Origin of the sequence: Mucilaginibacter terrae (assembly GCF_042679325.1) — a bacterium.
Taxonomy (GTDB): domain Bacteria; phylum Bacteroidota; class Bacteroidia; order Sphingobacteriales; family Sphingobacteriaceae; genus Mucilaginibacter; species Mucilaginibacter terrae.
This window is the reverse complement of record NZ_JBHTMJ010000013.1, coordinates 1-14,099: the sequence shown is the minus strand read 5'-3', so window position 1 is coordinate 14,099 and position 14,099 is coordinate 1. Positions and strand designations below refer to the sequence as shown.

At 39.2% G+C, this 14,099-nt stretch carries 12 protein-coding genes; 7 read left to right on the top strand and 5 right to left on the bottom strand.

What is annotated here, in order from left to right; genetic code table 11:
* Positions 1-63: 63 nt before the first annotated feature.
* From ACFQ3S_RS13765 to ACFQ3S_RS13750, 4 genes are all read left to right on the top strand, one after another.
* Complete coding sequence (locus ACFQ3S_RS13765; protein WP_377165397.1) at positions 64-900, top strand: SMODS-associated NUDIX domain-containing protein; 837 nt, start codon at positions 64-66, stop codon at positions 898-900.
* Position 901: 1 nt separating this feature from the next.
* Positions 902-2,044 (top strand): nucleotidyltransferase domain-containing protein, encoded by a 1,143-nt coding sequence (locus tag ACFQ3S_RS13760; RefSeq protein WP_377165395.1) that lies wholly within the window; start codon positions 902-904, stop codon positions 2,042-2,044.
* On the top strand, positions 2,034-2,447 hold the full coding sequence (locus ACFQ3S_RS13755) for a hypothetical protein (RefSeq protein WP_377165393.1): 414 nt from the start codon (positions 2,034-2,036) through the stop codon (positions 2,445-2,447). The genes ACFQ3S_RS13760 and ACFQ3S_RS13755 overlap by 11 nt, the downstream gene beginning before the upstream one ends.
* A gap of 92 nt (positions 2,448-2,539) precedes the next feature.
* Positions 2,540-3,772 carry a phospholipase D-like domain-containing protein gene (locus ACFQ3S_RS13750; protein ID WP_377165391.1) on the top strand — a complete coding sequence of 411 codons (1,233 nt, stop codon included), beginning with the start codon at positions 2,540-2,542 and terminating at the stop codon, positions 3,770-3,772.
* On the opposite strand, the gene ACFQ3S_RS13745 is transcribed toward ACFQ3S_RS13750, so the two are convergent.
* Genes ACFQ3S_RS13745 through ACFQ3S_RS13735 form a run of 3 tightly spaced genes read right to left on the bottom strand, consistent with a single transcriptional unit; the run spans position 3,716 to position 8,898 of the window.
* The gene (locus tag ACFQ3S_RS13745; RefSeq protein ID WP_377165389.1) at positions 3,716-6,004 is read right to left on the bottom strand and encodes an Eco57I restriction-modification methylase domain-containing protein; all 2,289 of its coding nucleotides are present in this window, start codon (positions 6,002-6,004) and stop codon (positions 3,716-3,718) included. The two genes, ACFQ3S_RS13750 and ACFQ3S_RS13745, sit on opposite strands and share 57 nt — an antisense overlap.
* Positions 5,997-8,615, bottom strand: a complete 2,619-nt coding sequence (locus ACFQ3S_RS13740) for an Eco57I restriction-modification methylase domain-containing protein (protein WP_377165387.1) — start codon at positions 8,613-8,615, stop codon at positions 5,997-5,999. Before ACFQ3S_RS13740 ends, ACFQ3S_RS13745 begins: the two co-directional genes overlap by 8 nt.
* The gene (locus ACFQ3S_RS13735; RefSeq protein ID WP_377165385.1) at positions 8,572-8,898 is read right to left on the bottom strand and encodes a helix-turn-helix domain-containing protein; all 327 of its coding nucleotides are present in this window, start codon (positions 8,896-8,898) and stop codon (positions 8,572-8,574) included. The genes ACFQ3S_RS13740 and ACFQ3S_RS13735 overlap by 44 nt, the downstream gene beginning before the upstream one ends.
* 373 nt (positions 8,899-9,271) lie before the next feature.
* On the opposite strand from ACFQ3S_RS13735, the gene ACFQ3S_RS13730 reads away from it, so the two are divergent.
* Positions 9,272-9,631: a plasmid mobilization protein gene (locus ACFQ3S_RS13730; protein ID WP_377165383.1), complete on the top strand. Its 360-nt coding sequence runs from the start codon at positions 9,272-9,274 to the stop codon at positions 9,629-9,631.
* Positions 9,632-9,638: 7 nt separating this feature from the next.
* Positions 9,639-10,811: a relaxase/mobilization nuclease domain-containing protein gene (locus ACFQ3S_RS13725; protein ID WP_377165380.1), complete on the top strand. Its 1,173-nt coding sequence runs from the start codon at positions 9,639-9,641 to the stop codon at positions 10,809-10,811.
* A gap of 93 nt (positions 10,812-10,904) precedes the next feature.
* On the opposite strand, the gene ACFQ3S_RS13720 is transcribed toward ACFQ3S_RS13725, so the two are convergent.
* Positions 10,905-11,504 carry an RNA polymerase sigma factor gene (locus ACFQ3S_RS13720; protein WP_377165378.1) on the bottom strand — a complete coding sequence of 200 codons (600 nt, stop codon included), beginning with the start codon at positions 11,502-11,504 and terminating at the stop codon, positions 10,905-10,907.
* A 430-nt stretch (positions 11,505-11,934) separates the two neighbouring features.
* Here ACFQ3S_RS13720 and ACFQ3S_RS13715 point away from each other — a divergent pair, with 430 nt between their 5' ends.
* Positions 11,935-12,147, top strand: a complete 213-nt coding sequence (locus ACFQ3S_RS13715; protein ID WP_377165376.1) for a helix-turn-helix transcriptional regulator — start codon at positions 11,935-11,937, stop codon at positions 12,145-12,147.
* 541 nt (positions 12,148-12,688) lie between these two features.
* Here ACFQ3S_RS13715 and ACFQ3S_RS13710 read toward each other — a convergent pair.
* On the bottom strand, positions 12,689-13,921 hold the full coding sequence (locus tag ACFQ3S_RS13710) for a site-specific integrase (protein WP_377165374.1): 1,233 nt from the start codon (positions 13,919-13,921) through the stop codon (positions 12,689-12,691).
* Positions 13,922-14,099: the final 178 nt, after the last annotated feature.

Sequence of the window (14,099 nt, the reverse complement as noted above, 5' to 3'; positions counted from 1 at the left end):
GATATTCCGTGACAAGATACAGCTTTGTCACGCTTTTTCATATACCTATACAAAAGAGCAACTATGACAATATATTACTTCATTTCATTTTTATTCCTGGGGATATTCATCTTCTTCGGTGATGGCTGGATTACTAATAAAACAGTAAGCGATACCTTTCATGAACTGGCTGTCGGAGCCTTTGGTGCGCTATTAGGTATGGCTATTAATACCATTATTAATCTAAGAAGTAAGCTTTGGGTTTGCTTTTTGGCATCTACCCTTTACCGGTTTAAGCATATCAGGATTTCTGCGGCCTATATTTTTAAGATAGAGATTGACGGTAAATACTTGCTGGTCAAAGGCCGGAATATAGATCAACTGCAACCAGTGGGCGGGGTTTATAAAAGATTACCGGATTCGTCTAAGTTTTTTCAGGAGCTGGAAATATTAGATGACAAGCAAATACCGATTTGTGATACCACCCGCCATGATTTGCGAATACGGGTAAAGGGTAGTCGGTTGCACAAGTTTTTAGAATGGTTTGATTCTAATCAGGACCGGGAGATATCACACTGGCGAGAGTTCTGCGAAGAACTAATTCTGCCCAATATTTTAAGTGGCACCGTATTTCCGCATATAAACTATAAGTTTCTGCACAGGAACCCACTTTATATACATCAGTCCGTTTTTTACGGATGCCCTGAGATTTTATTACACGAAGTGTATGAGTTGTTGCCTACCAGTGCCCAGGTAACAGCCTTAAAACATTTAATGCAGGCACAACAAACTAATTCTCCATTCCAGTGGGTGACAGAAAACACGATCCGGAGGTTGGGTTACTTACACGATAACACCAAGCCCTTTGCTGTTGCTGAACACGCGACTTCACTATTTGATAAAGAATTTAAAATAAAATAAGATGAATAAGATGTATATACCACAAACGTTCAATCAACAATTAGATGACCTGTTGAACCGTATTGCTGAAAAACTTCAACTTGATGATACGAGAAGGGCATCAGCAGAAAGAAGTTACGATGCCGTATCAGAATGGATTGAAGCCGATACCGGTTTTTTCAAAAATGTCCCGTTTGATATTTATCCCCAAGGCTCTTACCGGATCGGTACAAATGTAAAGCCACTACAGGGTGACGAATTTGATTTGGATATTGTGATACACATGACCATACCATACAGTGGCTTAGACCCGGTGGAAGTTTTAAATCAACTGGAGCGCAGGCTGCGGGAACATGGCCAGTATGAGACTATGTTAAAAAGGAAGAACAGGTGTATCAGAATCGTGTATGCTAACCTGTTTCATATCGACATACTGCCAGGTTTTCAAGAATCTCCACTCGACTTAAATCGTATTGTAGTGCCTGACCGGTCATTAAGAGACTGGACACCGAGCAATCCAAAAGGGTATGGTGACTGGTTTCAGTCAAAGTACATCAAGCAAGAACAAATGTTGTTGGAGAAGGCGTTGCGTGCGGAAGATTTGCCTGAGCAGATACCTTATCATTTAATGCAGCCCTTACAGCGAGCAGTACAATTAATAAAACGTTACCGGGACATTTATTTTAAAAGTAACCCGGATGCTGCTACCTCCAGCATCATTTTAACAACTATTGCCGGGATGTTTTACAACGGTGAGCGGTCGGAATATGAAGCAATAAAGGGCATTGTAAACAGGGCAAATGAGGCTGCCAAAGGTTTGACCGGACGGGTATTACATATTGTTAACCCTGCAAATCCTAATGAGATTTTTTCCGACAAGTGGATTAACGAACCGCATCTCTACAGGAGCTTTATCCAGTTTATTGCAGATTTTAAAAAGCTATGGGATAAAATCGAAAGTGCCAAAAATATACCGGGTATAATCGATATTCTTAAAGAGATGTACGGTGAAAACACTAGTACAAATTCGCTGATTGAACAGTCCGATTATATCTTAAAAGCCCGGAACAGTAGCCAGTTAGGTGTAGCCAGGCAAGGAGGCTTGATCACCGGGCTTACATCGACCTCCGCAATTGTAAAACCTAACAATTTTTATGGCAGCTGATTTTAGAGGCACCAAAAAACTAACGGCCATGCAACAGTATCTTGATTTTAAACAAAATTTGCCAGGCTGGCAAATTCAGTCTCGGCCGAACGGGTTTTCAGCAAAATCAGTCATTCAGCCAACACCGCTGAGTGACTATTATACGGTTCGGGTCACTTATAAGCAAGATTGTTCGCCGGTGATAAAAGTTTTGAATAACCAGCTGAAACCGCGCCAGCCTAAAGGAAAAATTAAGCACACTTATGCAGATGGATCATTATGCCTTTATTATCCTAAAGCTAGAGAGTGGACGCCTAATGACTTGATTTCTGAAACTATCGTGCCTTGGATCTCCGTCTGGCTTTATTATTATGAACTGTGGATCGCTACTGGAAATTGGCTAGGCGGTGGTATTGAACATTAACAAACAGAATTGTCTACAAAACTCTCACGCAACTGGTGCTGATTATATATATTTACGTGCTACATTTACTCTCTTATAGGCAAACTTAAACCATGGAAATCAAATTTATAGGTCAAGGACTTGATCCAGAAAGTGAGCACACCGCCGGGAATGTTATAATTAATTCCCTAAATGATATTGCATACACATCATTTAATGCTTTTGTAGCATTTGTTAGCACTGGTGGGTTAAAGAATATCCTTGATCAATTAAATGCGTTTATTGAGCGCGAAGGAAAAATACGTCTGTATGTAGGGGTTGATTTGAACGCCACATCTAAGGAGGTACTCGAACAATTGCTTGCTTTGGGTATTGAAACATATGTAATTTACTCCCCTAATAACATAATTTACCATCCTAAAATTTATACGTTTGAAGGCGGCGAAGTATCGAGAGCAATTGTAGGATCTACCAATTTAACAGAAAGTGGACTATTTCAAAATATTGAAGCGGCGGTGTGTGTAGATTTTCAAAAAGAAGACGAAATGGGCGCCGAATTTATTTCTGATATCTACGATCACTTTAACTCAATCATAAATGTTAAACACCCCAGTTGCTGCCGTCTAGATCAAGAGGTATTAGATATTCTTATTGAAAGTAAAGTAGTCATGCCCGAGGCTGCCGTCAGAGCAAAAGCTAATAAGATCAAAAAAGAGTTTGAACAAAAAGATGCTAAAGCAGATGTCCGTTTGAAACAATTATTCGGAAAGGTAAAACCAAAGCGGCCCCCTAAAGGTTACAAAAAATCCGTTACCAAAAAGGATCTTGTAGTTGAAAAGGGGCATGTTGAAGTAGAAGTTGCAGATCAAATAATCGATCTTTCTACTGGTGCCATGTGGATTGAAACAGGACGAATGACCGGGGGATCAAGAAATATTTTAGACTTATCCAAACACGGAAAGCTTGATGGTATAGATAAATTTGGCAGCGTTAGTTTTTTTGGCCTTGATCCAGAGGCAGCGGATACTCGCAAAGATATTACCATCTCTTTTGGAGGAAAAAGTTATATCGGTAACACAATATTTTATACCCCAGGAAATAGTAACTGGCGTTTTAGAATGAATGGCCGCACTGAAGAGGGAGAGAAGCTTACGACATTTGCAAAGCCAAACCTTGGTGAACATGGAGGGTTTCAATATTCGATCTTAATATTTACAATATTGGAAGATGATTTGTACAAGTTAGAAGTTGTTGATCAAGGTGAGTTGTCTGGACTTGTTGATAATTCTTCAATTTGGGCAAAGGGTGGGCATGGCAACGGAAGAGCTTACGGATTGATCCGATAATCTTTCCGCATATTGCGTTAAAAACCAGATTTTATCTTCCTCGTTGTATTGCTTAGGAAATTCATTTACAATCAACTTGATCTCAGCTTTTGATAAGTTATAAAGGATCATAAATCTAAGATCGAGGCTTCTTAATAGATCAATACGCTCCGATTTTGTCGGTTTTGTTAAATTCAATTGCTCAAACAGAGGATGCAAACGTTCATCATTGTATAGCAAAGAGTAAATTATCTGGTTTATATCTGCCTTTACCTTTGAAACTTCTTCCGGATGCGGTACGGGCATTTGGTTAACAACAGATTGTGTTAGATCTATACCGCTTAATTTTTTCTTTAGTATATAATCAAATACAATCGAATTAAACAAACCACACAAGTATAGTATATTTTCAGGATTGGTAGTCAAAAACTGAACTGATTGAATGGCGGGAATGAAAGGTAATATTGTCGCTATACAAGTACGTGTATTTGTTGCAGAAGTCAGGCTTCTCCAGGCTAGCATAAAAGGTTCGTGGTGATTCTTAGATAGCTCTTTCCACTTATCTCTACCAATAAAAAACCGAGACTGCGGTATAATTTTATTATTGAGAGGCCGTGCACTCGCCTTACTGCCATACATTTCATTCTCTGACATGCCATTAAAACCTGCAAATTTTCCATTAAATTGGTAAAAGAATTTACCTTCGTAGATTGGCAGACTATTATCGCTAGGTCTTTTAAAAATGTCTTTAGCGTGGGAATTTAGATGGACAATCCTGCCGAATTTAGCATACTCAACTGTGTTGAACGCAGGAAATTTATTAGCCAATCGCAACAGTAAATCAGCCTCTTTTTCATTGCTAAAATTGGGAAGCATGCCAGATAATGGATTGAGGCGCTTCAAGTCTTCATAATTAAGTTTAATCATTTGAGTTTCAGCATTTATGTCTTCCGGCGAACTGAGATTCATCGCAACTTGAAAATATTCTTTTTCTGGCCTGCCTAATAATAAGAAACAAAAGCGCTCTCGGCTATCAATATTGAAGATCTTCCTTCGATTAATAAAATCATAAACTGCTATTATGTGCTGATTTTTGACTAAATAGTTAAACAGTTTTTTGTTAACCTGGCTTGTTACCAGGCCGCTTTTTATTATCAAACCTACAACACCATTGGCTTTCTTTAGTTGCACAGCTGCATTTGTGAACAAAGCATAGGTATTAAGTTCTCCTCCATTAGATAAGGAAAAAAATGAATCATTCTTCAGTGCTTTCTTTGCGATTTCTACTTGATCTTTAAAATTACTAGGCAAACTATTTACTGCAAATTTCTTTTCCTCAAATCGAATTTTTTCCCACGGCGGGTTACCCAAAATAATATCATATTCTCGTAATTTGCTTTTATCTAAAGCAAGTCCTTGATGATATATATGACCTCTGGCAAAAAGTTCCTGCTTCGTTTTTTCAACCACCGGCGACGCAGATTGCAAAAGAAAGTTAGCATGATAGAAATGATCACTGATATCCATATATGCTTTTGGCTGTCCTGTTTCCAATAACAAATTAAGTTTAGCTACTTCAAGAGCGATGCAGTCTACGTCAATTGCATAAATGTTTCTGGCTATACGTTGCAGCAAGGAAGATTTTTGATCAATTTCTAATCCGTTTTCTATTCCCCAAAAGTGAAAAAATCGGATAATTTCTATCAGAAAATTGCCCGCCCCACAAGAAAAGTCCGCGAATTTCAATTGACTGATTTGCGTTTCACTTGGATTGTTAGCATTCAAATAGGATGTAATCGTGCGATACGTTACAATACGAGCCAATGCTTTTGGCGTATAATAGCTTCCCAGTTTATTACGGTAATGCTTGACAGCACTGAATTTGTTTTGTTGATGCTCTTCCCCCGTTTCGATGCCAAGCAGTGTTTCATAAAGGCTGGAGATGTCTATATCAATATTTTCATTCCAATCTTTGAAATGATCTTCAAAAATCTGAATGATTTCGTAATCTGTAGCAGCGATAATTGTAGAAAAAAAGTTTGATTCTGCGAATGTGGTCTTAAGCCATTCGGAAACAGAGGTAAATCGTGTCTGCTGGTTTGCTTCATTTAATTGCTGCTTGAAAAAAATGCCAGCAATAAAAAGTGCACGTACGTTAAACCTTCGTTCGTTAAAAACCTCAGGATCTGCACCATCCGTCTTAGCCAAACATGCCTTTAAAATTGTTGCATATAGTGCAAGTGCCTTATTCATGATATGCTTGTCCGACTGTTAGTTGTTGTCTTTCCATGCTGATTAGTGGTTTATTAAAAAAGCTGAGCTTATGGTGAATATTTAATAAATAATCAATCTTCTTAGACAACGTCTCCTTCGATGGTAAAAAATGGTAACGGTTAAGTAATTTGTTTACGAGCGCATCTATGTTTAATTCTTCAAATTTATAGATGCTGATTTGCTTCACGCCAAGTTCATACAAGACGATTTTGTGTAATAGATCATCATAATACTTAACTTTTGTTTGCTTTAAAAGGCTTATATTTTTACGTGCTAACTCTAATAAGACGGATGGATGAACGTCCAATTTGTGTGCTAAATCTTCAAAAATACTTTCACTGCCCATTGAGAAGCCATTGATTGTACGGCTAGTTGAAAGGCAATTTATGTCAATACTTGAGGCGATTAAATTGTCCAGTTGATGTGCGTCAACTGTCAACCCGCGTTTGGATTTGGCAAAAGGATTTGCCCCTACCACTTTGTGAATCTCATTTAATTCAATGGGGTTAAAATTATATTGCTTGGTAATCTCATTTTCGATGTCTGCCTCCAAATGAAGACGTTGATAGTCGCTTTCGAGATCAGCAAGTAATTGTCCTTCTATAAATGTTTCTACATTATCGATAGCTTGATAGTCAATGTGTCGAAACTCAAAATTAGGAAGTTTGTGTGCAAGGTAAAATTCTTTCAAATTGAGACATTTTGAACTTTTCTTGGCTAAGGTTTTGGAGTTCAAGATACCTGGAGCCACAGGGAGTTTTGCAATGTAACCAGCGCTAATCGTAAATTTCGGATTAATCTTTTTTAATAGAAATGTAGCCACTCGCGAATTCAGAAAGGCCATGTGTGCAAATACGTTACCTTCATGTACTTGTATCCCTGGGCCTGAGGCGATAAACACTTGTCCCGGTTTAAGCACGCGTACATTAAGCCCAAGTGTTCCAGTATCGCTATATACTAACTGGGTTAAAGCCATTTTACTAATATTGCGCAAAGCGCTGCCTTTATTAGCTTTAACCTTTTCGGCGTTTTCTCCCCAATAAACTTTGTAATAATTCAAACCAGCCCATTTACTAAAACCACCACCCTTACTAACTAGTTTCCAATCAGGGCTACCATTGACTTCCCAGGCAAATTTTACAAAGTTTGCATTGTCACCAGTCGATGTGCCTTGCATAGGGTTTCCATAGTTACCGTAAGTTTCTAATTTCTGGATATTATTAAAGCGGTGCTCAAACTGATAATTAAATTCAAAGCTATGATTCTTTACAAATTGTTGCTGGTTAAGTTTGAAAATTACTTCATCAGGAAATTGTTTTGTTGCGAGTAAGTAGCGTTTTTGACTTAAATCAGTTTGTCGAAGCTCAACAAAACTGGTCTGGGGGTCCACTGATGCGCCAATTATAAGTAATGCAATATTGGTTTTTTCTCCATTTATATCCTCAAAAGCATTTGTGCCTAAGTCAACACATGTACGCAAATGCTGCTGCGACAGAAATAATTTGCGAAACCCTTTTAGCGATGAAAGATACATCCAGTTATTTTGCGCAACCAAACCAGCTACATCACTTGAGCCCATCCTTTCTACGATTCGCTGTAAGAACGACACGCAAAGATCTGACTTACTTTCTGGATAACGGGCAAACAAAAACTGTTTAAGGTCGATATCCATATCACGTTTACCCATAAAAGGAGGGTTAGTTAACCATATTTTTGTTTGTCCTTCTCTCTCCAATTTTTTCAATAAACCGTTGAATGTTTGCCCCCTAATGCGGCTGGATTGTACAACTGGTGCAAGAAAGCCAAGTTTGTCATTTTTAATACCTCCAAAAATATATATTCCAGTAATTTTTGCAGGAATTGCATGCCTACAAGCTCTAACAAAAAGGGCTAACGACGCTATGCGTGAAAGTTCAGGGTCAAGGTCATAACCTAGGATTCCGGTATTAAGGATAGTGTCTGTAATTTGCTGTGCACCCCACTCAGGGAATAATTGTTGATAGCGATCTCGGAGGACTTCATAGCTGTATAGTAAAAAATTGCCTCCACCTGATGCGCAGTCAATCACAACAGTATTCAAAATACTTTTAGCATTGACATCTTTAAGGCATTCGTCTACTAAATAACGTACCATGTAATCGTCGGTAAAAAATTGGGTAGTTAAAAGAAGTTCTCTACCTTCAATTTTTGCATTTCCGTGTCCAATTTTTCCAAAAGCCGCCTTTTCATCAACGCGTTTTAAAAATTGATAAGCCCACGCGATCAGTTTCTCAGATTCATCGCCAGCTAGATTAACAAGATTATTGATCTTTTCAGAAAATTGATCCAATAAGTCTGCTGGTAACTTTTTGCAAGTTGCGAGATAAATTTTGTGTAAATCTGGAAACCTGCTTTTTAACAATGAGGTCTCTGTACCTTTTGTAACCAGCGTATTATGAGATAGCGTAACTTTTGCGATAAAAATCGCAAGGAAAGTACTAATTTCCTGTGCTGGGATATCTATATGGCTTGCGGTTAACTTGCCAGTAATATAATTTAGAAATATCTTAAGATTTTGTTTCATGACTTCTCTGTTTGCCTGTGTTTGCATAAGCTTTAAGCTCTTCACTGACCAGCTGTATGGCTTGGAAAGTAGTTTCATTGACACCATACTCCTTCAGAATTTTTTCAGCAGTTTGTTGGGCTTTCAAATCACCCTCAGCAACATTATAATATTTAGCTATACGGACAATCTGCTCGTTAGTAGGTAGACGGTCGCCGCGTTCTATTTTACTTAGCAGCGGACTGTCAATGTCGGTGCCTTTTGAAACCTGGTGTAAAGTTTCTTCCTTTTCTTTGCGTAATTCACGAATGTAATGGCCTAAGGCAGACATGATTAATTATACAGTTAATGACTTGTCAAGATTTGTCAAATTAAAGAATTGGTTTTAATATATGAAAGTAAATCGGCAAATAATTTAATATGACCTATAGTTAAATATTTCATAGCCGTAAAACTCGTAAGCAAATAAAGCAAGCCATGTTTTGGTCGGACCAAAACGCTTGCCGGGACACCCGGGCCCGGTATGCTTTCACTTTGTTCTGCATAAAAATTTTGATAGGGAGCGGTAAATAAATATCTTTGGATATGGCATAAATGCCGGGCCGTTTCGCGGCTGATAAACGCAGGTTAACCCTGCGGCCCTTACGGGTTTCGATATTGCTCAATGCCTTGAGCAATTCTTCCAAACAGTTTTCAGCACAATTATGGCGAGGCCAAAAGTTCCCCCTTCAGAAAAGCGGTCGTTAAAAATCACTTTCAGGGTTACCGAAAGACAACGGCAACGGCTGTTGATCCTTGCGGACGCGTGTGGCACTAAGCCAGGCGAGTTGGTCAGGACTAAAGTATTTAAGGGGCATTTCCCACCTATGCGCTTGCCCAGGATTGACGAGAACACTTACGTCGAATTAAAAAAGATCGGTATTAATTTAAATCAATTGACAAGGCATGCCAACTCGGGCAGGCTGCCTTTGGGCATTGATAAAACTCTTGCCGCACTGTTGCGGCAGGAAGAAAAGATTTTAAGGATCTTATTGAAAGATGATAGCGGAACAGATCATAGGTAAAAGCTTTATGAATGCGTTAGACTATAATCTCAGAAAGTTTAAACTCAAAGATATCAGCCAAAGAGCCGAACTCCTGGAAACGAACTTTTCAGCAATGGATTTAAGCCTGATCAAAAAGGAAATCAATCTCGTCAGACGGATGCGCCCGGCAGTGGGCAATTATGTCTATCATACCAGCCTCAATTTTTCACAGGAAGAAAATGAGAAGCTAAGCAATGATAAACTACTTGCCATCGCCAGTGACTATTTACAGGGCATGGGTTTTACAAACAACCAGTATATGATATTCCGGCACTATGATGCCGGCCACCCACACATCCACCTATTGGCAAATCGTATCAAGTTTGATGGCGGGATCGTATCGGACAGCAAGAACTATGACCATAGCGAAGCTTTATCAAGAAAGTTAGAACGACTACATGATCTTAAGCCGGTAACGCAAAGTAAATATGTAGCCATACAAACATCCCCGAATAACGTAAAGGTATTCCCGACCAAAAGTACTTTCAGGCGTTCGCCTAAAAAAGATGAGATAGAAATGGTGCTCCGTACCGGACAGGCATCGCATAAAATGTTGGTTCAGGAAAAGCTGTCGCTTATCCTGAACCAACCGAAGCGGAGCATGCCCGATTTCATCCGGCAATGCGAAGCTGAAGGTGTATACCTGCTTTTTAACCAGGCAACGACCGGGTATATCAGCGGCATCACCTTTTTTTATAAGGACTTTAAAGCAAAGGGCCAGGCATTAGGTAGCCGCTTCAAATGGATGGAGATCGTAAAACAATTAGATTATGACCAAAACAGAGACCGTCAGAGCATTATTGAAGCTAACAGCAGAACAATATCAAAATACGGGGACCTCACCCCGGCAGGAAACGGAAACCCAGGAGACGGAAGAAGAAACGATAGTACAACTGCTGTTCCTCATGCAGAAAAACTCGTCGAACTCGGCCAGCCACATTTCCAAGATAACGAAAACACAGGACGAGATACAGAAACGGATGGAGCAAATAGAGCTGACAGCGGTGAAGCAGACCGCTTACCTGAAACAGATCCGGGCTTTAGTGATTCTAATAGGGGTGATATTACTGATTGGCGTGATGCTGGCCATGGCATTCAAATTTCAGATGATGAGGATGATGCTTTAAAAAGAAGGAAGCGTAGGAATATTGGCAGGTGATTTTTTTTATTTAGCCAGTTACTAAGCTAATTTTGTTGCCATTGTTTTTTTTCTTTTTTTGCTGGCCAGTCAGCACTCGACAGTTTAGAGAAGCTAATTAATGTGCCTGAATAGACCGGTAATGATCAGAGCTATTAACAGGTCATCATTTAATTTTAAATATTCTCTGAGTGCTTTGTTTGCCTGTACGATCTGATTCCGTACGGTTGAGGTGGCTATGCCCATTTCCAGGCTTACTTCTTCGTAGCTTTTACCTTCTAACTTACACAATGTGTAAACCTGTCTTCTTTGAGGAGGCAGGCTTTCTATTGCGTTTTTAAGGAGTTCGTTGTTTTCTTTGGTAATAATGGTTTCCTCCGCAAAGGTGTCAAATGCGGTGGATGACATGATCAGGCGTTCTTTTAACCGCTTATCCGCAGTAATTTTACGAAAATGCCCGTACACTAAATTTTCCGCGATCTTATATAGATAGGACTTGAAGGAACTTTCCGCATTTATGCTGTGCCTCTTTTCCCAAATCTTCAAAAAAAGGTCTTGTAACAGTTCTTGGGCGATGTCGTCGTCTCTTACCAAACGCAGGATATTCCTATAAAGTTGGCGGCTGTAAAGGTCGTACAGTTGCGTAAAAGCCAGTTGGCTACTTTGCTGTAGTTGATTGATTAAAAGCTGTAGTTTTTCATTATCCGAAGCCATACCTTTGCATTTGATAAGAAAATCAATAGTAAGCCATAAAGGATATCACCGGACTACAAGTTGCAATAGGGCCGGCGACCCACATGGTTATTGTAGCTAGGCTCTGGTAAACCCGTTATCTCTTTCAAAATAACCCTCAACAATAAACACAAGCGAGCACCAGCCCTATAGCGATATAGGTATGATGCAGCACTTACGCTCGCCGAGGTTAAATTTACCAGATTTAGATGCGAGGCTTGTGTGCAATCTTATCTTAATAGATTAGACTACAAAATCAATTTTCTGATTAATAAATTTATTTAAAAAATGTAATAAACAATGTAAAAACAAATTTAAATAAAATATTACATTATTTTATTAATGTAATACGTCAATTTTTACAAAAAATCACTTTATTACAGGGTGTTATATTTGTTTTACATCAATAAAAATGAGTAAAAACATCTATAACCGAATTAAATCTGTCTTAGCCGAAAAGGGTAAAACCAACATAGATTTGGCCGGTTCGTTGAATATTACTCCTGAAACTGTTTCGAGTTGGTGTACTAATTCTGCCCAGCCGTCTGTAAAAAGACTATTTGAAATATCAAAGGTTTTAGAAGTAGATGTGAGAATGTTATTAGTGTCAACTAAAGAGCAATAACACTAAGTAAAAGCGGCATTCATTCATAATAAATTGGGGTTATTGTTTTAAAGTTGGGTCATTCCCTCGCAACAGGCAAATTGCTTCGTTACGCCACGCGCATTCGCACCGGGCTTCATTCACAATCAGCCTTTTTGCACGCACGCCAGGAATGCTATTCGTTCCTCATTACATACCTGCCTTATCCCTATGCTCCAAATTATATAACAGGATTGAACAATTGATTATTATTTATCAGTTGGGGCTTTAGGACGATGCATTTCCATCACACCGCCACCACAAAATTAGCACCGCTGTAAAACCGTCAAGGGTTTATAAATGATGCGCTTTTTGATTTGTTTTTTTGCGGTCGCATCACCCTTGACCGTTTTCCGGCTTGCTGCTGCCAGTTGTTTAAGCGATGCAATGGCTTGGCACGGCCTGATATCTAACGTTTGTAACAACAGGATCTGCCTTATGAGAATGATTAGCTTGTTCCTCCATATATTACAGGGCAACAATTGCGAGCCATTGTAGCAATCGGGTCGTAATCTTCTATTGGTTACAAGAACAGCTCTTTTTTTTGCAATCTTATTTTAAGCCTGTTCATGTCTTCACTTACCTTAAGGTCGAGCGTCTTTGCATAATGTTGCGTTTGCTTAATAGTAGCATGGCCAAGCATTTTCGAGACGGTCTCTATCGGTACCCCATTACTTAAAGTCACAGTCGTTGCAAATGTATGACGTGCCAAATGATAAGTAAGCTCCACTTGGACACCGCAACAATCTGCGATCTCTTTGAGATAAGAATTCATCTTTTGATTGGTAAGTACTGGTAACACGGCACCGCTGACTATGCATTTCGGATGGCTATCATATTTTTTTATTATTTCGACAGCCTCCGCTAATAGCGGGATTCTTGATATAGCATTTGTTTTTTGCCTGTTAATAAAGATCCACAACTCTCCGTCTACACCAATTTGTATATCTTCCCGCTTTAAATTTTTGACATCGACATAGGCTAAGCCGGTATAACAGCTAAACAGGAAAATGTCCCTGACATTGCTCAGCCTTACATTTTCAAAATCCTTTTCGGCGATACGTTTAAGTTCTTTATCAGTCAACGCTGTTCTTTCCACCGTTTTTCTCGTCAATTTGAAATTGGAGAAGGGATCTCCCGGCAGCCATTTATTTCTAACACAAATCAGCACTATCTTTTTGAAATTGACTAAATATTTCATCGAAGTATTGTGATCGCAGTTCCTGACTGTTTTTAACCAGAATGCATACTGTGAAATAAATTCGTGGTCTAGATCTTTGATATCCCTGTCTTCGGTTCCATACTTCCACTTGATAAAATCCCGGGTGTGGTTATAGGAAATGCTGTACCGCTGCATGGTGCTTGGTGCGAAGTCAACTCCTTGCAATGCTTTCATTTGTGCATTATGTTCTGTAAACACGTCAAGGATCTTCCTCCGCTGTTCTACGTTGCCGGTAAGTATGTCCTTAATTACCTGTGCGGAAATTTCCCGATCCGCCTCTATGAGAGATCTTTTGGCCTGGAAAATTCTTAATTCTAATGCATTCAGGAATTGATTGAGTTCTTTCGCATCTTCACGTGTTCCGATCGCCCGTGCAGCCGAAGAGTTCCACTTCGTGGGTTCCCATTTTCTCTTAGATGATAATTCTACCGATCTGCCATCAACAGTGATCTTGAGGTAAACATAAAGCGGGCCTTTTTTTTGAGTTTTGGACTGTTTTAAATAAAAAAGTAGTCCGAAGCTTTTTTCTAACATAAACTAACATTTAAAGGTTAAACAAATGTCGGTTTAGAGTGTCATTCAAACAAGATGTCCACGCGGCGAACATGCTCATTGTCAATTTATTGCACGTTTTTCATTGCGTCTTTTTGGATCAGTCCGAAAAGTTGGGGGAACGAAAGCTTAGGCATAGATTTTAGTAAGTCTAAAAAGG

What these genes read in the sequence shown, in the direction of transcription:
- ACFQ3S_RS13765 (WP_377165397.1), top strand. Translation starts at nt 64, where the DNA reads ATGACAATATATTACTTCATTTCATTTTTATTCCTGGGGATATTCATC.
- ACFQ3S_RS13760 (WP_377165395.1), top strand. Translation starts at nt 902, where the DNA reads ATGAATAAGATGTATATACCACAAACGTTCAATCAACAATTAGATGAC.
- ACFQ3S_RS13755 (WP_377165393.1), top strand. Translation starts at nt 2,034, where the DNA reads ATGGCAGCTGATTTTAGAGGCACCAAAAAACTAACGGCCATGCAACAG.
- ACFQ3S_RS13750 (WP_377165391.1), top strand. Translation starts at nt 2,540, where the DNA reads ATGGAAATCAAATTTATAGGTCAAGGACTTGATCCAGAAAGTGAGCAC.
- ACFQ3S_RS13745 (WP_377165389.1), bottom strand. Translation starts at nt 6,004, where the DNA reads ATGAATAAGGCACTTGCACTATATGCAACAATTTTAAAGGCATGTTTG.
- ACFQ3S_RS13740 (WP_377165387.1), bottom strand. Translation starts at nt 8,615, where the DNA reads ATGCAAACACAGGCAAACAGAGAAGTCATGAAACAAAATCTTAAGATA.
- ACFQ3S_RS13735 (WP_377165385.1), bottom strand. Translation starts at nt 8,898, where the DNA reads ATGTCTGCCTTAGGCCATTACATTCGTGAATTACGCAAAGAAAAGGAA.
- ACFQ3S_RS13730 (WP_377165383.1), top strand. Translation starts at nt 9,272, where the DNA reads ATGGCGAGGCCAAAAGTTCCCCCTTCAGAAAAGCGGTCGTTAAAAATC.
- ACFQ3S_RS13725 (WP_377165380.1), top strand. Translation starts at nt 9,639, where the DNA reads ATGAATGCGTTAGACTATAATCTCAGAAAGTTTAAACTCAAAGATATC.
- ACFQ3S_RS13720 (WP_377165378.1), bottom strand. Translation starts at nt 11,504, where the DNA reads ATGGCTTCGGATAATGAAAAACTACAGCTTTTAATCAATCAACTACAG.
- ACFQ3S_RS13715 (WP_377165376.1), top strand. Translation starts at nt 11,935, where the DNA reads ATGAGTAAAAACATCTATAACCGAATTAAATCTGTCTTAGCCGAAAAG.
- ACFQ3S_RS13710 (WP_377165374.1), bottom strand. Translation starts at nt 13,921, where the DNA reads ATGTTAGAAAAAAGCTTCGGACTACTTTTTTATTTAAAACAGTCCAAA.